This window comes from uncultured Methylobacterium sp., assembly GCF_964242245.1.
Classification (GTDB): Bacteria; Pseudomonadota; Alphaproteobacteria; order Rhizobiales; family Beijerinckiaceae; genus Methylobacterium.
Map to the genome: position 1 here is coordinate 1 of NZ_CAXTBY010000079.1, position 19,371 is coordinate 19,371.

General features: G+C 72.0%; 14 protein-coding genes. 9 read left to right on the plus strand and 5 right to left on the minus strand.

Annotated elements, in window-relative coordinates; translation table 11 throughout:
• Position 1 precedes the first annotated feature (1 nt).
• Positions 2 to 1,465, plus strand: a complete 1,464-nt coding sequence (gene ntrC / locus ACFE8Y_RS15320) for a nitrogen regulation protein NR(I) (protein WP_375465247.1) — start codon at positions 2 to 4, stop codon at positions 1,463 to 1,465.
• Positions 1,466 to 1,484: 19 nt separating this feature from the next.
• Here ntrC and ACFE8Y_RS15325 read toward each other — a convergent pair whose 3' ends face one another.
• Positions 1,485 to 2,186, minus strand: a complete 702-nt coding sequence (locus ACFE8Y_RS15325) for a DJ-1/PfpI family protein (RefSeq protein WP_375465248.1) — start codon at positions 2,184 to 2,186, stop codon at positions 1,485 to 1,487.
• 278 nt (positions 2,187 to 2,464) lie between these two features.
• On the opposite strand from ACFE8Y_RS15325, the gene ACFE8Y_RS15330 reads away from it, so the two are divergent.
• From ACFE8Y_RS15330 to ACFE8Y_RS15345, 4 genes are all read left to right on the plus strand, one after another.
• Positions 2,465 to 4,174, plus strand: a complete 1,710-nt coding sequence (locus ACFE8Y_RS15330; RefSeq protein ID WP_375465249.1) for an ArnT family glycosyltransferase — start codon at positions 2,465 to 2,467, stop codon at positions 4,172 to 4,174.
• A complete protein-coding gene (locus ACFE8Y_RS15335; RefSeq protein ID WP_375465250.1) occupies positions 4,171 to 4,929 on the plus strand; it encodes a glycosyltransferase family 2 protein in 759 nt (252 codons plus the stop codon). Before ACFE8Y_RS15330 ends, ACFE8Y_RS15335 begins: the two co-directional genes overlap by 4 nt.
• Entirely contained in the window at positions 4,923 to 5,258 is a 336-nt protein-coding gene (locus ACFE8Y_RS15340; RefSeq protein WP_375465251.1) for a lipid-A-disaccharide synthase N-terminal domain-containing protein, read from the plus strand. Before ACFE8Y_RS15335 ends, ACFE8Y_RS15340 begins: the two co-directional genes overlap by 7 nt.
• Positions 5,259 to 5,645: 387 nt before the next feature.
• Entirely contained in the window at positions 5,646 to 6,272 is a 627-nt protein-coding gene (locus ACFE8Y_RS15345; RefSeq protein ID WP_375465252.1) for a pyridoxamine 5'-phosphate oxidase family protein, read from the plus strand.
• A 7-nt stretch (positions 6,273 to 6,279) separates the two neighbouring features.
• On the opposite strand, the gene metC is transcribed toward ACFE8Y_RS15345, so the two are convergent.
• Together metC and ACFE8Y_RS15355 are read right to left on the minus strand one after the other, a co-directional pair.
• Entirely contained in the window at positions 6,280 to 7,467 is a 1,188-nt protein-coding gene (gene metC, locus ACFE8Y_RS15350; RefSeq protein ID WP_375465253.1) for a cystathionine beta-lyase, read from the minus strand.
• A gap of 139 nt (positions 7,468 to 7,606) precedes the next feature.
• Complete coding sequence (locus ACFE8Y_RS15355; RefSeq protein ID WP_375465254.1) at positions 7,607 to 7,780, minus strand: Rmf/CrpP family protein; 174 nt, start codon at positions 7,778 to 7,780, stop codon at positions 7,607 to 7,609.
• Positions 7,781 to 7,863: 83 nt separating this feature from the next.
• Here ACFE8Y_RS15355 and ACFE8Y_RS15360 point away from each other — a divergent pair, with 83 nt between their 5' ends.
• The 4 genes from ACFE8Y_RS15360 (at position 7,864) to ACFE8Y_RS15375 (ending at position 9,974) form a co-directional block, all read left to right on the plus strand.
• On the plus strand, positions 7,864 to 8,136 hold the full coding sequence (locus ACFE8Y_RS15360; RefSeq protein WP_375465255.1) for a hypothetical protein: 273 nt from the start codon (positions 7,864 to 7,866) through the stop codon (positions 8,134 to 8,136).
• A 125-nt stretch (positions 8,137 to 8,261) separates the two neighbouring features.
• Positions 8,262 to 9,170: an EamA family transporter RarD gene (gene rarD, locus ACFE8Y_RS15365; protein ID WP_375465256.1), complete on the plus strand. Its 909-nt coding sequence runs from the start codon at positions 8,262 to 8,264 to the stop codon at positions 9,168 to 9,170.
• Between the two features lie 198 nt (positions 9,171 to 9,368).
• Positions 9,369 to 9,575, plus strand: coding sequence for a hypothetical protein (locus ACFE8Y_RS15370; RefSeq protein ID WP_375465257.1), 207 nt, complete (start codon positions 9,369 to 9,371; stop codon positions 9,573 to 9,575).
• 117 nt (positions 9,576 to 9,692) lie between these two features.
• Positions 9,693 to 9,974 (plus strand): hypothetical protein, encoded by a 282-nt coding sequence (locus ACFE8Y_RS15375; protein WP_375465258.1) that lies wholly within the window; start codon positions 9,693 to 9,695, stop codon positions 9,972 to 9,974.
• 44 nt (positions 9,975 to 10,018) lie between these two features.
• Here ACFE8Y_RS15375 and ACFE8Y_RS15380 read toward each other — a convergent pair whose 3' ends face one another.
• Both ACFE8Y_RS15380 and ACFE8Y_RS15385 read right to left on the minus strand, forming a co-directional pair.
• Entirely contained in the window at positions 10,019 to 11,386 is a 1,368-nt protein-coding gene (locus ACFE8Y_RS15380; RefSeq protein ID WP_375465259.1) for an aminotransferase class I/II-fold pyridoxal phosphate-dependent enzyme, read from the minus strand.
• A complete protein-coding gene (locus ACFE8Y_RS15385) occupies positions 11,383 to 18,804 on the minus strand; it encodes an SDR family NAD(P)-dependent oxidoreductase (RefSeq protein ID WP_375465260.1) in 7,422 nt (2,473 codons plus the stop codon). The genes ACFE8Y_RS15380 and ACFE8Y_RS15385 overlap by 4 nt, the downstream gene beginning before the upstream one ends.
• Positions 18,805 to 19,371 lie beyond the last annotated feature (567 nt).

The following is a 19,371-nucleotide window of genomic DNA, read 5'->3' on the forward strand; positions in this document are numbered from 1 at the left end:
CATGCCCAACGGCCACATCATCGTCGCGGACGACGACGCCGCCATCCGCACCGTCCTGAACCAAGCGCTGTCGCGGGCGGGCTACGAGGTCCGCTCCACCGGCAACTGCGCCACCCTCTGGCGCTGGGTGGCGCAAGGGGAGGGCGACCTCGTCATCACCGACGTGGTGATGCCCGACGAGAACGTGTTCGACCTGCTGCCCCGCATCAAGCGGGTGCGGCCGGAGCTGCCGGTCATCGTCATGAGCGCGCAGAACACCTTCATGACCGCGATCCGCGCCTCGGAGCGCGGCGCCTACGAGTACCTGCCCAAGCCCTTCGACCTGAAGGAGCTGATCGCCATCGTCGGGCGCGCGCTCTCGCGCCCCCGCGGCACCGTGCCCGCCGCGTCCGCGCCCGACAACGAGGACATCCCGCTGGTCGGGCGCTCACCGGCGATGCAGGAGATCTACCGGGCGCTGGCGCGCCTGATGCCGACGGACCTGACCGTGATGATCACGGGGGAATCCGGCACCGGCAAGGAACTGGTGGCGCGCGCGCTCCACGATTACGGGCGCCGGCGCACCGGCCCGTTCGTGCCGGTCAACATGGCCGCGATCCCCCGCGACCTGATCGAGTCGGAGCTCTTCGGCCACGAGAAGGGCTCGTTCACAGGCGCGCTCCAGCGCTCGGCCGGCCGCTTCGAGCAGGCGGAGGGCGGCACGCTGTTCCTCGACGAGATCGGCGACATGCCGATGGAGGCCCAGACCCGCCTGCTGCGCGTGCTCCAGCAGGGCGAGTACACCACGGTCGGCGGCCGCGTGCCGATCAAGACCAACGTCCGCATCATCGCAGCCACCAACAAGGACCTGCGCATCTCGATCCAGCAGGGGATTTTTCGCGAGGACCTCTTCTTCCGGCTGAACGTGGTGCCCCTGCGCCTGCCGGCGCTCCGCGAGCGCTCGGAGGACGTGCCGGACCTCGTCCGCCACTTCTTCATCCAGGTCGAGCGCGAGGGCCTCACGCGGAAAATGCTCGACGGGGAGGCGATGGAGCGGCTGAAGCGCTACCGCTGGCCCGGCAACGTGCGCGAGCTGGAAAACCTCGTCCGGCGGCTCGCCGCCCTCTACCCGCAGGAGACCATCACCGGCCCGGTGATCGAGGCCGAACTCGACACCCTGCCGCTGACCCAGCCGCTCGCGAACGGCGGCGCGAACGGCCGGAAGGCGGGATCGGACAACGAGAGCCTCTCCAGCGCCGTCGAGCGGCACCTGTCGGATTACTTCTCGGGCTACCGGGATACCCTGCCGCCGCCCGGCCTCTACCACCGCATCCTGCGCGAGATCGAGGGCCCGCTGATCGGCGCGGCGCTGGCCGCCACCCGCGGCAACCAGATCCGCGCCGCGGAGCTGCTGGGCGTCAACCGCAACACCCTGCGTAAGAAGGTGCGGGACCTCGATCTTCAGGTGTTCCGCACCGCGCGGTAGGCCGAGCGTCTCCCTCCGCTCAGGGTTGCCAGCCCATCCGATCCACCACGGCGCCGGTGATCGCGGCGACGATGCGCTCGCGCTCGGTGCGCGAGGCGGCGAGCCGCGCCCGCGCCGCTGCCAGCACCGCGGGCGGCGCGGTCTCGGGCGTACCGGCGTCGAAGGGCGGCGCGGGCGCGTACTCGATGGCAAGCTGAACGCCTTGCGCCGCCTCGATCCCGGCAAGCTCGGAGACCACCGTCAGGGCGAAGTCGATGCCGGCGGTGACGCCGCCGCCGGTGATGAGATGGCCGTCGCGCACCACGCGCGCCCGCACGGGCGTCGCGCCGAAGGCCGCGAGCAGGTCCAGCGCGGCCCAGTGCGTCGTGGCACGCCTGTCTCGGAGCAGCCCGGCCGCACCGAGCACGAGGGCGCCGGTGCAGACCGAGGTGACGTAGCGCGCCCGCTCCCCGCGGGCTCGCACGAAAGCGAGGGCGGCCTCGTCCCGCATCAGCGCGTTCACGCCGATGCCTCCGGGCACGCACAGCACGTCGAGGTTGGGGCAGGCGGCGAAGGTCGTGGTCGGCGTCAGCGGCAGGCCGGTGGCGCTCGCCACGGTGTCGAGGCTCGCGCCCACGAGATGCACCTCCGCACCGGGCAGCGAGGCGAACACCTCGTAGGGCGCGGTGAGGTCGAGCTGCTGCACACGCGGGAAGACGAGGAGGCCGATCCGGATGGTCATGGGCGATACGTCCCGGGATGGACCGCGGATGCAAGCCGGCGCAGCGCGCCGCTGCGGGGAGAGAACGGCCCGACGATGCGTTCATAGCCCTCGGTTCGCTCCCGGCGAAGCCCCTCCCGAAACACGCGGGAAAATTTGACTTTCCCGGCCCGATCACCGACACGGCCGGCCGGCGCCGCGGGGCATCCCGCAAGCCTCCTCGCGGCCCGTCCGCGTGCGCCGCATCCCGCTCCGGAGCCGCCCATGAACCGCCTCGCGGCCGCCCCGATGCCCGCGCGATGACCAGCCTGTCCGCCGGCCAAGTGGCGCGGAACGCCGGCCCCGATCTCCTCGAGCGGCTGGCCGCGTCGGCCTCCGCGAGCCACGCCCGCGCCTGCGCGTGGCTCGTCGCCCTCTGCCTCGTCTGCTTCCTGCCCGGCCAGACCTCGCTCCAGCCGATGGACCGCGACGAGCCGCGCTTCGCCCAGGCCTCCAAGCAGATGCTGGAATCGGGCGACTTCGTCGACATTCGCTTCCAGGCGGAAGCCCGCCACAAGAAGCCGGTCGGGATCTACTGGGCCCAGGCCGCCGCCGTCGCCGCGGCCGAGGCGCTCGGCGTTCCCGGAGCCCGCACGCGGATCGCGCTCTACCGCGTGCCCTCGCTGCTCGGCGCGGCGGCCTCGGTCCTGCTGGCCTACTGGGCGGCGCTGGCCTTCCTGCCGCGGCGCGGCGCGCTCCTCGCGGGCGCCCTGTTCGGTGCCTGCCTGATGCTCGCGGCCGAGGCGCACCTGGCCAAGACCGACGCGCTGCTCACCGCCTGCGCGGTGGCCGCCCTCGGCGGTCTCGCCCGGGCGTGGCTCGGCCGCGAGGGCGCGGCGCTCACGAACGCGGCCCGCCTCGCGTTCTGGCTCGGGCTATCCTTCGGGATTCTCGTCAAGGGGCCGATGGTGCCGATGTTCGTCGGCCTGCCGATGCTCGCGCTGTCGCTGAAAGCCCGCTCCGGGCGCTGGCTGCTGGCGCTGCGGCCCTGGGCCGGCCTCGCCCTCGTTGCCCTGATCGTCGCCCCCTGGTTCCTCGCGATCGCGTGGCGGAGCGGGGGCGCCTTCTTCACGGAAGCCGTCGGGCACGACATGCTCGCCAAGGTGGGCGGCGCCAAGGAGAAGCACTGGGCCCCGCCCGGCGCCTACGCGCTGATCTTCTTCGCGACGTTCTGGCCCGGGGCGGCCTTCGCGGCCCTGGCGATCCCCTTCGCGTGGCGCCACCGCGCCACCGACGCGGTCGCCTTCCTGATCGCGGCGATCGTGCCGGCCTGGATCGTGTTCGAGGGCGTGCCGACCAAGCTGCCGCACTACGTCCTGCCGCTGATGCCGATGGTCGCGATCCTCACGGTGCTGGCGCTGCGCGCGGGCGCCCTCGATCCCGTGCGGCGCGGCGCGCGGGCCGTGGCCCTGCTCGTGCCGGCGATCCCGGCGGCGCTGACGGTCGGCCTCGCGTTCGCCGCATGGCACCTCGACCGGGTGCTCCCGGCGGCCGGCCTGCCCCTGCTCGCGGCCGCCTGCGCGCTCGCCAGCGTCGCCTGGGTCGCCTACGTCCGCCACGGGCCGGAGCGGGCGGTGGTGCTGGCGATCCTCTCCGCCTGCATCCTCTCGCCCGCGGTCCTCGGCGTGGCGCAGGATGCGATTCCCGCCCTGAAGGTCTCCAACCGCCTCGCCGCGATCCGCGACGCGCTCCCCTGCGCGCCGCGCGTCGCGAGCTTCGGCTACCGAGAGCCGAGCCTCGTCTTCCTGATCGGCACCGATCTCGCCACCCCGAACACCGGCGCCGACGCCCTGGCCTTCCTGAACTCCGGCGGCTGCCGCCTGCTCTTCGTCGAGGACCGCTCGGCCGCCGACCTCGCCGACGCGTGGCCCGTGGGAAGCCGCGGCCCCGGCGTGGTCGGACAGGTCTCGGGGTACAACATCAACGCCGGCCGGCGCGTCGACCTCACCGCCTATGCGGTGACGCCGTGAGCGCGGCGGACTCCGCCCCGCCGCCCCGCCTCAGCATCGTGGTGCCGGTGAGGAACGAGGCCGGGAACATCGGGGCCCTCGTCGCCGAGATCGAGGCCGCCTGCGCGGGCCTCGCCCCGTTCGAGCTGATCTACGTCGACGACGGCTCCACCGACGGGACCGCCGCCGCCCTCGATGCCGCGCGTGGGGGGCGGGCGTGGCTGCGGGTGCTGCGCCACGCGCGCAGCGCCGGCCAGTCGGCGGCCGTCCGCAGCGGGGTCGCGGCGGCGCGTGGCGCCCTCGTCGCGACCCTCGACGGCGACGGCCAGAACGACCCGGCCTTCATCCCCGTGCTGGTCGCGGCGCTGGAGCGGGCCGGCGCGACCGCGGGGCTCGCGCAGGGGCAGCGCAGGGGCCGCAAGGACGGGCGCTTCAAGATGATCCAGTCGCGCATCGCCAACGGCGTGCGCGGCCGCATCCTCAACGACTCCACCCGCGACACCGGCTGCGGCCTGAAGGTCTTTCGGCGCGCGGTCTACCTGCGGTTGCCGTACTTCGACGCCCTGCACCGCTTCATGCCCGCGCTCGTCACCCGCGAGGGCTACACCGTGGTCCACCGCGACGTGGTCGATCGGCCGCGCTTCACCGGCGCCTCGAATTACGGCCTGTTCGACCGGCTCTGGGTCGGGCTCATCGATCTCGCCGGCGTCTGGTGGCTGATCCGCCGTAAGCGGGCGGCGCCCCAGGTGACGGAAGTCGGGATGCCCGGATGCTGATCCAGCTCGCGCACGACCTGCCGGACTACGTCTACGACGTGTTCGTGACCCGGTTCGACTTCTGGCTGGTGTTCGGCATCCTGGCGCAGCTCGTCTTCGGCTCGCGCTTCATCCTGCAGTGGATCGCCAGCGAGCGGGCGGGCCGGAGCGTGATTCCGCTCTCGTTCTGGTTCCTGTCGATCGCCGGCGGGATCATGACGCTCGTCTACGGCCTCGTGCGCCGTGAGCCGGTGATCATCATCGGGCAGGGCCTTTCGACGGGCATTTACCTGCGCAACCTCACGCTGATCTTCCGCAATCGGCGGGGCGCCGAGCGAACCCTACGATGACGCGCGACGGTCGGGCGCCGCGTCGACTCGGGCCTCGGCAGGCGGCGGCCTGCCGGCCAGCGCCGGGGGCGCCCCGTCCAAGGCGCGGTATGACGTTTCATACGGTTTCCGGTTGGTTCGGGGGACGTGCGCTCCCTCCCCCTTTAGCGGGGGAGGGTGGCCCTCGCGTGAGCGAGGGTCGGGAGAGGGGAGCGCGCTGTCCGGATACGGCGCCCCCTCTCCCGACTTAGCTCGCGGGCCACCCTCTCCCGCAGGGGGACAGGGAGAGACTCGCGGATGACGGGAACCGACGCCTCCGAACCTATCAACCGGAGATCATGTCAGGGTGCCGCTTGATCGTCGGCGGCGTCCATGCTCGTCTCGGGCTCTTCCCGCCACGGTTCTCCCATGCGCCAGGACGACGAACGCGGCGGGCCGTCGGCGCCGCTGCCTCCCTTCCACGACGACCTCGTGGCGGCCCAGGCCGAGCTCTGGCGCCTGCTCGCGGACGGCGTCGCCCACGGTCGCAGCCCGTTCCACACCCCGAGCCTCGCCACGGTGGACGGGCAGGGCCGGCCGCGCGCCCGCACGGTGGTGCTGCGCATGGTCGACGCCGAGGCCGGCCTCCTCCGCTTCCACTGCGACCGTCGCTCCGACAAGGCCGCAGAGCTGGCACGGCACGCATCCTGCGCGCTGCACGCCTACGATCGGCAGGCGAAGGTGCAGATCCGCATCGAGGGCCGCGCCAGCCTCCACACCTTCGACGCGACGGCCGAGGCGGCCTGGGCCGGGTCGCGGGCGATGAGCCGGGTCTGCTACGGGATCGATCCCCGTCCCGGGACCGGTCTCGCCGCGGGCGGCGCCTACGCGGTGCCGGACGAGGCGGAGGCGCCGACCGTCGGCCGCCCGAACTTCTGCGCCGTTGCGGTGGAGGCCGAGGCCCTCGACTTCCTCTACCTCGACCGCCGGGGTCACCGCCGGGCGGCTTGGCGGCGCGAACGGGACGGGTGGACGGGGACGTGGCTGGTGCCGTGAGTGCCGCTCAGCCCACTGCCCGCAAGCGCGAAAAGCCCGCGTCGAGATCCGCCTTCAGGTCTTCCACGTCCTCCAGCCCGATGTGGAAGCGCAGGCCCGGGCCGCCCGGCGCCCAGGTCGTGGCGGTGCGGTAGGGGCGGCAGTCGAAGGGGATGACGAGGCTCTCGAAGCCGCCCCAGGAGAACCCCATCCCGAACAGTTCGAGGCCGTCGAGCATCGCGGCGAGCGCGCCGTCCGAGACCGGCTTCAGGATCACGCCGAACAGCCCGGACGCCCCGGAGAAGTCGCGCGTCCAGATCGCGTGCCCTGGGTCCTCGGGCAGCCCCGGATGGAGGACGCGCAGCACTTCCGGTCGGTCCTGGAGCCAGCGCGCCATCTCGAGCCCGGCGCGGCCGTGCTCGCGCAGGCGCAGGGACATCGTGCGCAGGCCGCGCAGCGCCAGGAACATGTCCTCGGGGCCGGCGCAGGGGGCGATATGGTCGAAGGTGCGCCGCACGGCGGGGAAGTGCGCGGCATTGGCCGAGGTGAGGCCGAGGAGCAGGTCCGAGCCGCCGCTGAGGTACTTGGTGCCGGCCTCGACCGCGATGTCGACGCCGCGGGCGTGCGGCGGGAACAGCAGCGGCGTCGCCCAGGTGTTGTCCATGATCACCGTGCCGCCGCGGGCATGCACGGCTTGCGCGATCGCCGGCACGTCCTGCATCTCGAAGCTCTGCGAGCCCGGAGCCTCGACCAGCACCGCCCGCGTGTTCTCCCGCATCAGGTCGGCGATGCCGGCACCGACGAGGGGATCGTAGTAGGTGGTCTCCACCCCGAAGCGGGCGAGCACGCCGTTGCAGAAGTTCCGGGTCGGCCGGTAGGCGGAATCGGTCACGAGCAGGTGGTCGCCCGCCGAGACGGCGGCCATCAGGGCGACGGTGAGCGCGCACAGCCCGGACGGCGTCGCCACCGTGCCGGCGGCCCCCGCGACCTCGCTCCAGGCGTCGGTCAGCGCATCCATCGTCGGCGTGCCGCTGGTGCCGTAATTGTAGCGCCCGCGCCGATGCACGATGTCGTCGTAGGTCGGGTACAGCACCGTGGAGCCGCGATAGATCGGCGTGTTGACGAAGCCGTGCTGCGCCGAGGGGTCGCGCCCCGCATGGACGAGGCGCGTCGCCGTTCCGAACTTGTCGCGCGAGGCGTGTGTGGGCTTGGACATGCGTGCTCGGGCTGCCGGGTCTGCTGCCGCCACGAAACCCGCCCGGTTGGCTCAGGTCAAGCATCGGCGGACCGATCCGGCCTGCACGTCCCGAGGCCGGGATCGGCAGCCGGATCGCGGGCGCTCCGCGCCCGAGGGATCAGCCCGCGTCGGTGACGGCGGCCTCCTCGTAGGCCTGCATCCAGGCCGCACGCTCCTCGGAGCCTTCCGGATAGGGGCAGTCGCTCGCCGGCTTGCCGTAGAGCCGCGCGTTGCGGCCCTCGATGAACGGGCTGTCGCTGGCGGTGGCCTGGGCGTTCGCGTCGGGCGTCATGAGGTCTCCTGTCGGGTGGTGCTTCGTTAACGGGCTTGCCCCATCCTCGGGTCCGTCGCCTTCGCGTTGCCGGGATCCGTCGCTTGCGTCCGTTGCGTCTCCTCGCCGCCGGCGTCTCGGTCGCCGCCTGCATCCTCGTCATCGGCTTCGTCAGCGCCGACCGGATCGCCCATTCCGGAGCGGCGTCCGTCACCCGGCTCGCGCTGCCCGAGCCGTCGGCCACCGGCGCGATCCCGGCAGAGGCCGCGCCCGCGGCGGTTCTGAAGCCCGTGCCGCAGAAAATCCCGAACGGGTTCGATACCGAGCGCCTGAACGCGCTGATGCGCGGCGACCCGATCCTGCCGTCCAGGCGCTGACGCCGGGACGCACGTCGGTTGGCTGGCCTGCACCCGCACCCCTGACGCCGCACGCCCGGGCCGGTTATGAACCCGGCTCGTCCCGCCTGCGGCGCGGGGCACCGGCAAACGCCAGGACAACGAACGTGGGCCTCGTCTACGCGCTCGGCGCCTACCTGAGCTGGGGCCTCGTCGTCCCGGTTCACTTCCGGCTGCTGTCCGCCTTCAGCCCGAGCCACATCCTGGCCGTGCGCATCCTGTGGTCCTGCCTGTTCGCGGTCGGGCTCGTGCTCGCGTGGCGCCGGCGGGTGCGCAGCCCGTTCCCGCTGCGGCCGCGGCACGGGCTCCTCGTGGTCTCGGCCGGGCTGATCGGCGTGAACTGGCTGCTCTACCTGCAGGCGGTGAACGGCGGCCACCTGCTCGATGCGAGCCTGGGCTACTACATCAATCCCCTGATCAGCGTCGCGCTCGGCGCTGTGGTGCTCGGCGAGCGCCTGCGGCCGCTCCAGGTGGCGGCCGTCGGCGTCGCGGCGGCCGGCGTCGGGATCGCCGTGGGCTGGGCCGGCGCGGTGCCGGTCGTCGCGCTGGCGCTCGCGGTGAGCTTCGCTCTCTACGGCCTCGTGCGGAAGATCGTGGGCGTCGATCCGCTGGTTGGGTTCCTGGCCGAGACCCTGATCCTGATGCCCGCGGCGGCGACCTGGGTGGCGCTCTCGCCCGAGCCGGCCCTGCCGCCCGACCCGCGGGACTTCGCGCTGCTGGCGCTGACCGGCGTGACGACGGCGCTGCCGCTGATCTGGTTCGCCGCCGCCGCCGAGCGCCTGCGGCTCGCGACGCTCGGACTGATGCAGTACCTCGCGCCGACCTGCCTGCTGGCCCTGAGCGTGCTGGCCTACGGCGAGGAGCTCGCGCCGCACGCGGTCGCGATGTTCGGCCTGATCTGGCTGGCGCTCGCGCTCTACGCCTTCGACCTGCTTCGTGCCGGGCGCCGGAGCCCGGTGGAACCGGGCGCGCGCCCGGACGCGGCGCGGATCCCGAGGCCGCTGCCGCGGGCTTGAACCCGCGCCGCCACGCGGACAGACCGCGACATCATCACCGTCGCCCGGCGGCGGGGACAGCGCGGGCGCGTCCTGCGACGGCCGCGGCCGGCTTGAGCGCGCGCGCATCGAAGGCCCGACCCGGAATGGAACCATTACGCGCCCCGGCTTTTCTTTCCCGGCGATGTCCGGCGATCGAACCGGAGCGCGGGAGGTCCCATGAACCCGATCCTCGTCGTCGCCCTGATCTGCGCGTCGTCCGTACAGGCTCCGGACTGCACCCGCGAGACGGCCCTCGACGTGGTCACGGGGCCGGCCCACACGTTGCAGGAATGCCTGATCCAGGGGCCGGTGCTCGCCGCCAACGCGGGGCTCGGCGGGGGCAAGGACAGCTACGTCAAGACGCGCTGCGAACCGCGACGCTAGAGCATTTCCCATGATCCCAGGATCACGAAACACGCTCTCTCTCCTTGCGGGGTCGCATTGTCGTCGCACGAGTCGGCAATCCCCTCGCTCGGACGTGCTCCAGGAAGGCCCTCGCTCATGAGTGATGACGCGGTAGACCCGGAGCGGGCCGTGATGATCCGCCTGCGCGCCCGGCTCGCGGTCGTCGAGCGGGCGGCTTGGTTCGGGATGGTGCAGGCGATGCGCACGCGGCCCGACGAGGTCGAGGCCACGATTGCCACTGAACGCGCCAAGTGCGCCGAGGGCTTTGCCGGACCGAAATGGGCGCGCGATCTCACCCCGGCCGAGCGCGCGATGCTCGGCGCCGAAGTCGATGCCGGCCTTGCGCAACTGCTCCAGGACGCCCGCGACGAGGCCTGATCCCGGAGCCTGCGACGCGCGGGAAACGTCTCACGTAGAGGGCGTCACCCGCGCTTGGCCAGAAGCTGCTCGATCAGCGAGCCGCCCTTCTCGATCGCACCGAGTTCCTCGGCCACCGCGGCCACCGTGTCGCGGATCTGCTCGGGCGTGTGCTCGGAGGTCATGAAGAAGCGCAGGCGCGAGGCCCGCTCGGGCACCGCCGGGTGGATGATCGGCTGCACGTTGATGCCGCGCTTGAACAGCCGGTCTGAGAGCGTGACCGACTTGAGCGAATCGCCGACGATCACCGGGATCACCGCCAGCCCAAGGCTGGTTCCGGTGTTGAGGCCGTGCTTCTTCGCGCAGGCGAGGAACAGGGCGCCGTTCTGGCGCAGGCGCTCGACGCGGTCGGGCTCGGCATGCATCACGGTGAGCGCAGCCTCGGCGGCGGCGGCCATCGGCGGCGACAGGCCGACGCTGTAGACGAAGCCGCCCGCCATACATTTCAGGTACTCGACCAGCGGTGCCGGGCCGCAGATGTAGCCGCCGCAGGCCGAGAGCGTCTTCGAGAGGGTGCCCATCCAGATGTCGACCCGCTTCGGGTCGACGCCGGCATGCTCGAACAGCCCGGCACCGGTGCGCCCGAGCACGCCGAGGCCGTGCGCGTCGTCGACCATCAGCCACGCGTTGTAGCGTTCCTTCAGGGCGACGAAGCCGGCAAGGTCCGGCGCGTCGCCGTCCATGCTGTAGAGGCCCTCGATCACGATCAGCGCGCGGCGGTGCTCGTGCCGGGTGGCCTGGAGCACGGTCTCCAGGGCATCGACGTCGTTGTGGGCGAAGGAGCGGCGCTGCGCTCCGGAGAGTTGCGCGCCGGTGACGATGCTGTTGTGGATCAGGGCGTCGTGGAAGATCACGTCGCCGGCCTCCAGCAGGGCGCCGATCGTCGTGACGTTGGTGGCGTGCCCGCTCACCATCGCGACGCAGGCTTCCGTGCCGTAATGGGCGGCGAGCGCCCGCTCGAGGCTGAGATGGCCCGGGCGTTCGCCCGCGACCACCCGGCTCGCCGAGGCCGAGGTCCCGAAGGTCGCGATCGCCGCGCGGGCCGCGTCGCTGATCTGCGGATGTCCGTTCAGGCCGAGATAGTCGTAGGACGAGAAGTTGGTGAGCGACCGTCCATCGATGCGCGTCGTCGCGCCGGCCTTGACGTCGTGGACGTGGAAGAACGGGTTGTCCAGGCCGATCAGTTCGGCGGCCGAGCGCTGCAGGCGCAGCTCGCGGTAGCCCGGCAGGCTGGCGAAGTCCTGAACGGCCGGATCGCCCGACGGTTCCGGAGCCCGCACGGGCACGGGGCGGGGCGCGCTGCGTCCGAGCCGGTTCGTCACGAAGCCCGCGAGCGCGGCGCGCCCACCGTCCGGCCGTGGCGATTGCGTCATGAAAGGATCTCTTTGCTCTCGAGGTTCTTCCGCTCGACAAGATCCTGGAACGGCGCCAGCGCCGTCGCGTCGACCTCGCCGCCGACGTGCTTCTGAACCAAGCTCAGGACCATGCCCGCAGCCTCGTCCATCGGCGCCGAAACCGCCTGAATTAAGGTCTCCGAGAGTTCGTTCACGGTGAGCCCCGAGGAGATTCCGGCCGGCGGGGCATCCAGGCCGAAGCGTTCCTGGAGGCTCGCGCCGAGTTCGACGCCCATCAGAGAGTCGAGGCCGATCTCCGAGAGCTGGCGCACCCGGCTGATATCGTCCTTCGGCAGGCGCAGGATCCGCGCAATGTCCTCGACGATGGCGTCGGCCACGGTCTTGCGGACACCGTCGATGTCCCCGGCCTTGAGCAGGAGGCCGATGTTGATCGTGGCGACCGTGCCGGCCTCCATCTGCTGGTCGGAGCCGAGGTCGTCGTAGCTCGGCGAGCGCATGGTCGCGAGGCGCTCGCGCGCCTTGCCCCAGTGCATCGAGGCAATGGCGAGCACCGCGTCGTCCGGGTTTGCGCCCTGGCCTCCCAGAGCCTCGGCCATCAGGTCGAGGCAGCGGCGCGCGTCCATCGGCGTCACGCCGACGCGGCCGGCCAGGGTCTCCATCACCGCCCTGTTGCGCGCGAGCATGCCGACGTCGCCGATCGCGCCCCAGGCGACGGCCAGCGCCGGCAGCCCGCGACGGCGGCGCTGGCGCGCAAGCCCCTCCATGAACCCGTTGGCCGCGACGTAGGCGCCCTGGCCCGGATTGCCGATGAAGGTCGTGGCCGAGGAGAACACCACGAAGTAATCGAGCGCGCGCTCACGGGTCGCCGCGTCGAGGTGCTGGGCGCCGATCACCTTCGGGCCGATCACCGCATCGAGCGCGGCGTGGTCCATGTTGGCGATCAGGCCGTCCTGCAGCACCGCCGCCGCGTGGATGACTCCGGCAAGCTTCCGACCCGAGGTTTCAATGCCGGCGATGAGGGCGTCGAGCGCGGCACGGCAGGTGATGTCGCAGGGCGTCGTCTCGACGGCGATGCCGCGGGCCATCAGGTCCGCGACGAGGGTCTTCGCCTCCTCGGTGCTCGCGCCCTTGCGGCCGACGAGCACGAGGTGCTTGGCGCCGCGGTCGGCAAGCCAGCGGGCCGCCTCGCCGCCGAAGCCGCCGAGGCCCCCGGTGATCAGGTGGACGCCGTCAGCCGAGACCGCGAACGGCCTTTTCCGGGTGCGCATCACGCGGCCGGGCTTGGGCGGGGCGATCACGATCTTACCCACGTGACCCGATTGCTGCATCAGCCGGAACGCGTCCGAGGTCTCGTCGGCGGTGAACGGCTGGTAGGGCAGGGGCTTGAGGCCGCCGTCGTTGAACAGCGCCATCACCTCGCGGAACATCCGCGCCCCGTCCTCGCCCTGGTGCTGGATCACCTGATCGAGGTCGACGCCGAAGTAGCTGAGGTTCCGGCGGAACGGGCGCAGGCCGATATGGGTGTTGGCCACGTAGTCGCGCTTGCCCAGCTCGATGAAGCGCCCGAAGGGCTTCAGCGCGTTGAGCGAGCGTTCCATCGCCTCGCCGAACAGGCTGTTCAGCACCACGTCGACGCCGTCTCCGGTAATCGTGCGGATGTCGTCGACGAAGGCGAGCGAGCGGGAATCGAGCACGTGCTCGGCGCCCAGCGCCTTCACCAGCGCCCGCTTCTCGCGGGACCCGGCGGTGGCGATGACGCGGGCGCCCTTCAGCTTGGCGATCTGCAACGCGGCCAAGCCCACGCCACCGGCACCGCCATGGACCAGCACCCACTCGCCGCGGCGCAGGCGCGCGCAGGAGACGAGGCCGTAATAGGCGGTGAGGAACGCGACCGGGACGGTCGCCGCGGCCATCGGGTCGAGCCCGTTGGGCGAGGGCGCCACGACGAGTTCCGGCACGACGATGTGGGTGGCAAAGCCCGATTGGGCGAAAGCCACCACCGGGTCGCCGACCTTGAACGCCTTGACGCCGACACCGACCGCGACGACGCGGCCGGCGCATTCGAGGCCGAGCCGCGGGCCGGCGAAGCCGTCCTCGAGGATCTCCTCGGGCAGCATCGAGAGGGCCCAGAGCACATCGCGGAAGTTGAGGCCGGTCGCCTCCACCGCGACCTCGATCTCGCCGTCGCCGGGAGCGCGGCGCTCGGCCGGACCCCAGACCATGTCGTTGAGACCGCCGGTGTTGCTGCGCTCCAGGCGCGCGGCCTCAGCCGCAACCGCGTCCGGATCGACGCGTCGCGCGACCTGCCCCGGCCGGAACCGGATCACGCGGGTCCGGTCGTCGTCGAGGACGATCTCGGTCTCCGGCGTGCCCGAGAGGATCAGGTCGCGCAGGCGCTCGGCGGAGCGCTTGGAGGACATCTGCGGCGCGAGGTCGATGCGCCGCACGTCGAGGCTCGCCGTCTCGTTGGCGAGCGTCCGGGTGAAGGCCCAGACCCCGGCCTCGACCGACCCGGCCTGACCGCCGTCGTGCCGCGTCGCGCCGGGCGAGACGACCCAGAGCCGGGTCTGACGGGACCCGAGATGCTCGGTGCAGCGCTTCAGGCTGAGGCAGCGGTCGCGGAGTCGCTCCGCCGCGTCCCCGCCGCGGGTGAAGGCGCCGGCCAGGAACACCACCGTGTCCGGCGTCTCGCGCTCCAGTTCCATCAGCGACGTTTCGGAGTCGAGGATGATCGAGACGTGGACGCCCGCGGCCACCAGCAGGGTCGCGAGCGACGAGGCGGTCTCGGCCGCGAACGCGTCGTCCGAGCCGATGACGAAGGCGAAGGTCTGGGCCGGGGCCGGACCGGGCCGCGGGGGAGCTTCGGCGACCAGCAGGAGATCGTCGCCGTTGGCGGAGGCCGCGCGATCCACGGCGACGCTGACGAGGCCGGTGGCGCTCAAGATGCGCTGCCAGCCGGTGATGTCGTCGAGGCGCCCGACGGGCATGTCGCCGAGGCCGTCCTCGAACCAGCCGGGCGTGAGGCCGAACACGAGGTCGCGAAACAGCGAGGCGCCGGGCTCGGCTGCGAGCAACAGGCCCCCGGTCGCCAGCGCGTCGGCGAGGCGCTGCGGCAGGTCGCGCTCGCCGCGGTGGAGGGCGCCGCTTGCCAGGATCAGGTCGAAGCCCGAGGCCGGCAGCTCGTCGGCGGCCTCGACGACCACGACGCCGCGGGGCAGGGCGAGGCGTGCGCGCTCCGCGAGGCGCCGGTCGGTGTCGAACACGGTCAGGCGCGCCTCGACGGATTCGGCGAAGGCGGCGACCTGCGCCGAGAGCGGTCCGAAGCCGACCTGCAGCAACCGAAGCGCGCGGTCCCGCGGCAACCTTCCGCGACTGGCCTCGGCGATGCGGGCGACGACGTCGGCCGACGCGCGCGCGGTGGCGCTGCGCAGGGTGAAGGCGTCGAGGGCGTTCTGGGACAGGGTCGGAGCGTCGGTAAGCGTGCCCGCGAGCAGGCAGTCGATCAGGCCGCCGACATCGGCGATGAGCACCAGCTCGGCCGAGAGCTCCGGGTGATCGGCCGCGATCCAGCGCATGATTTCGGTCGGCGCCGGCAGGGCGTCGCCGTCCCCGAGGCGCCAAGCCTCTCCGTCCCGCTCGGCCAGCCCGCTGCTCTCCAGGGCGTAGAGGGCGTTGACCAGCCAGGGACGCATCGCGGCGGGCACGCGGTCGTCAACAGTCACGGTCTTGCCGCGCCTGAGGCCGGAAGCGAGCCGGTAGGCGAGGGAGGTGGCCCAGCCTTCCAGGAGGAGGTGCCCCGGAGAGAGGGGGGCGTCGGCGGCCGCGCGGGCGGCCTTTGCGGCAGGTTTGACCAGCGCGGCGACGTTCGGGCGACGCTCCATCGGGATCGCGGTCGGCTCGGTGGCAAGCTCCGGCCCCTGGGTGATCGCGTAGGCGCCGAGTTCCCCGCCTCCCTTGGCGCGCAACGCCTGGAAGCGACCCTGGCGGATGGTGGCGATCACCTCGCCGTCGGCGTCGAGGATGGTGAAGTCGGCCAGGATCGAGCGCTCGTTGCAGCGCCGGGTGCGGATCACCGCCCGCGCGATCACGGCACCGGGACGCACCAGCCGGATCTCGCCGAAGCGCACCGGGATGTAGGCCTTGCCCGCGTTCTCACCCAGCAGATCGGCAAACAGCAGGATCAGGCCGTGGAAGCAGGCGTCGAGCCGCGCCGGCACCAAGCCGTAGCGCGGGTCGGCCTCGGCGGGGATGAGGTCGGAGACGATGGTCGCCGCGTCGAGCCGCGCGCTGGCGGCGACTTGGCGGAAGCTCGGGCCGAAGCCGAGCCCGGCCGCCTCGGCGCGCCGGTAGAGTTCCTTGCCGGAGACGACATCCTCCGCCGGCATCTCCACGTCGGGCTTGACCGGCGGGGCGAAGGTGCCCTCGACGACCTTGGCCGCCGCGTGAAGCTGCCAGGACGACTGGGTCAGGCGGGGTCGGCTGAGGATCTGGACGGCGTTGCCCGAGCCCGACATCCGCACGACGACCTCGCGGAGGGCCTCCTCGCCGAACACCATCGGCGTATGGATCTCGAACTCGGCCAGCACGACTTGGTCGCTGCGCAGGGCCGCGCGGGCGGCGGCCAGCGCCATCTCGACGAAGCCGGCGCCCGGCATGAGCGCCTGACCCTCGATGCGATGATCGTCCAGCTCCGTCACCGTCGCGATGTCGACGTAGCCGTGCCACTCCAGTCCGTCGACCTGCGTCCGGGAGCCGATGAGCGGGTGGTAGGGGCGCGCCGTCGCGGCACCGATGCTCTCGGTGGTGTCGCCCAGCCGGAACGCGCGGCGCTGCCAAGGATAGCTCGGCAGGGATACGTCGCCCTTCGGGGCATCGCCGAAGACGGCCTGCTCGTCCACCGCCGCGCCCTGAACCAGGGCGGCGGCAAGCGCCCGGGCGATCGGATCGCCGCCGGCAGCCTTGCGGTGCATCACCCCGACGGTCGCGGCCTCGATGCCGAGCGGCTCGACGGCATCGCCGACGTGCGACATCAGCGTCGCGCGCGGGCCGACCTCGACGAAGATGCGGGCGCCCTGGCGGGTCGCCTCCTGAACCGCTTCGCAGAAGCGCACCGGCTCGCGGATGTTGCGCCACCAGTAGGCGCTGCCGAACCGGGTACCGGGGAGCACCTTGCCGGTCACGGTCGAGATCATCGCCGTCGTACCGGCCCCGGCCTTGAGGCCGGACAAATCCCGCAGCAGCGGCTTCTCGGTCGGGTCCATGAGCCGGCCGTGGAAGGCGTAATCGAGGTCGAGCTTGCGCCCGCGCCGGCGCTTGCGCGAGAGCGCCTTCAGCGCGGCGTCGATCGCCGCGACGGGTCCGGCGACGGTGATCGCCTTCGGGCTGTTGTAGGCGGCGATGTCGAGGCTGGGATAGTCCTTCAGGAAGCCCTCGACCTCGTCCGCCGGCATCAGCAGCACCGCCATCGTGCCCTGGCCGCGGGTCGTTTCCTGATGATGGCTCCGGTAGAAGATCACGCGGACGGCCTGCTCGAGGCTGAGAATGCCGGCGGCTTCCGCCGCCGCGATCTCGCCGACGCTATGGCCGAGCACGAACTTCGGGTTGAGGCCCCGCGCGCGCAGGGCGGTCGTGGACGCGCTCTGGATCGCGAAGATCAGCGGCTGCGAGACGCTGGTGAGCGCGAGGCGCTCCTCGAGATCCTCGGCCTCCAGCGCCTCCGTCAGCGACCACTTCGCATGAGCCGAGAACAGGGCGTCGATCCGATCGAAGGCCGCGCGGAACACCGTGTTCTCACTGTAGGCCTCCCGGCCCATGCCGGCCCACTGGCTGCCGTTGCCGGAGTAGACGAAGACGACGTCGGCCGCGCGGTCGACCGCGGTGCCCGTCAGCGCCGCATCGGTGTCCTCGGCCTCGCCGACGGCGCGCAGCGTCGCCGCCACGTCGGTCCTGCCGTCCAGCGCGATGGCGAGCCGCGACGGCAGGCGTTCGCGGCGGTGCGCGGCCGCGGCCGCGGTCCGGGCGGCTTCGGCCGGCGCGGCGCCGTCGAAGCGCTCGGCGTAGTCGAGGGCGAGTTCGTTGAGCGCGGCGCGGGTCTGGGCCGAGAGCAGCAGCACCTCGGGCGCGCGCCCGGTCGCCGCGGCGGCGGGTACGGGCGCCGGGTCGGTGAGCACGATGTGGGCGTTGGTGCCGCCGAAGCCGAAGGAGTTCACGCCGGCGAAGCGCGCACGGCGTCCGCGGGCAAGCGCCAGCGGCGCCTGCACCACGTGCAGGTTCAGGTCGGCGAAGGGGATGTCGGGGTTCAACGCGGCGGAGTGGAGCGAGGTCGGGACGAGATCGTGCTCCAGCGCGAGGCTCGCCTTGAGCAGGCCGGCGAGGCCCGAGACCGGCTCGGTATGGCCGATGTTGGTCTTGATCGATCCGATCGGCAGCGGCTCCCTGCGTCCCCGGCCGATCCTGCCGCCGATCGCGCTGGCCTCGATCGGGTCGCCGACGGGCGTGCCGGTGCCGTGGGCCTCCATGAAGGCTACGTCGTCGAGGTCGATCTCGGCCTCGCGGTAGACCTGATCGAGGAGCGCGCCCTGCGCGTAACCGGAGGGAAGCGAGATCCCGGTGGTGCGCCCGTCCGAGTTGACGCCGCTCGCGGCGATCACGCTGCGCACGGTCGATCCGCCGCGGCGGGCGGCCTCGGCCGATTGCAGCACGAGCACCACGCCGCCCTCGGAGCGGACGTAGCCGTCGGCGGACGCCGAGAACGCCTGGCACAGGCCGGTGCGCGACAGCATCTGCGCGCTGGAGAAGCAGATGAAGTTGAACGGGCTCGCGATGATGTTGACGCCGGCGACCACCGCCGTATCGACCCGGCCCGATCGGATCGCGGCGACGGCGCTGTCGAGGGCCACGAGGGAGGACGAGCAGGCGGTGTCGACGGTGAAGCTCGGACCCTTCAGATCGAAGATGTACGAGATTCGGTTGGACAGGATCGAGAGGGTGTTGCCGGTGGCGGCGTAGGCATCGCCCGACGGCGCGTCGAGGATGCGGAGATTCCCGTAATCGAGCGAGGAGGCGCCGACGAAGACGCCGATCGGGCTGCCGGCGACCGCCGAAGGCCGCATGCCGGCATCCTCCAGCGCTTCCCAGGTCAGCTCGAGCAGGAGCCGCTGCTGCGGGTCCATCTGCTCGGCCTCGCGGGGCGAGATGCCGAACACCGCCGGGTCGAACGACCAGATGTCGTCGAGGACGCCCGCGGCCCAGGTGTAGCTCTTGCCGCGCTCCTGCGCGCGGGGGTGCCCGAACCGCTCCAGCGACCAGCGGTCGGCGGGGATGCGGCCGACGGCGCAACGCGCTTCGGAGAGGAGTTGCCAGAGCCCGTCGACGCTCGGCGCGCCGGGAAGCCGGCAGGCGCGACCGACGATCGCGATGTCTGTACGTTGTTCCACGTCTGATTCGCACACGCTCGTTGACGAAAAGATGAGCCGGTCGCCGGCGCGATAGACCCCACCGATCCCTAGTATGGCTCCAAAGCACTGTCCAACCCGTCAGCCGGGCGAAGCAGACGGATCATGGCGCTTTCCAGAGACCTGTGTCACGTATTCATCAGTGCAAACGTGACCGCGGGCGGCATCCTGCGCTATGCATTGCATTGGCAGCGATCATTTCACGGCGCGGCGACCGTAGTGTTGCCACAATCTGACCAAGCTCTCGGCTGGAACTTGGAAGGAATCTTCAAGGGGGGACGGCCGCAACGGCACTCTGGCATCGCTTCTCTTCGAGAGTCGATGCATTCAAGGCATGCGGTACCGCGCTCGATTGCCGCGCGAGGCCCCGAGACGATGGCCCGAGCACCGGTCGCAAGCCTGCGGTCGCAGCCGGGAATTGCAAGTTCCGGGCCGGATGAGCCCGCGCCATTCATCGACGCTCGGCCGTGCTCGGGCATCCGATGCCGGCGTAGTGGAAGCCGTGGCGTTCCACCTCGTCGGCGCGGTAGACGTTGCGCAGGTCCACGA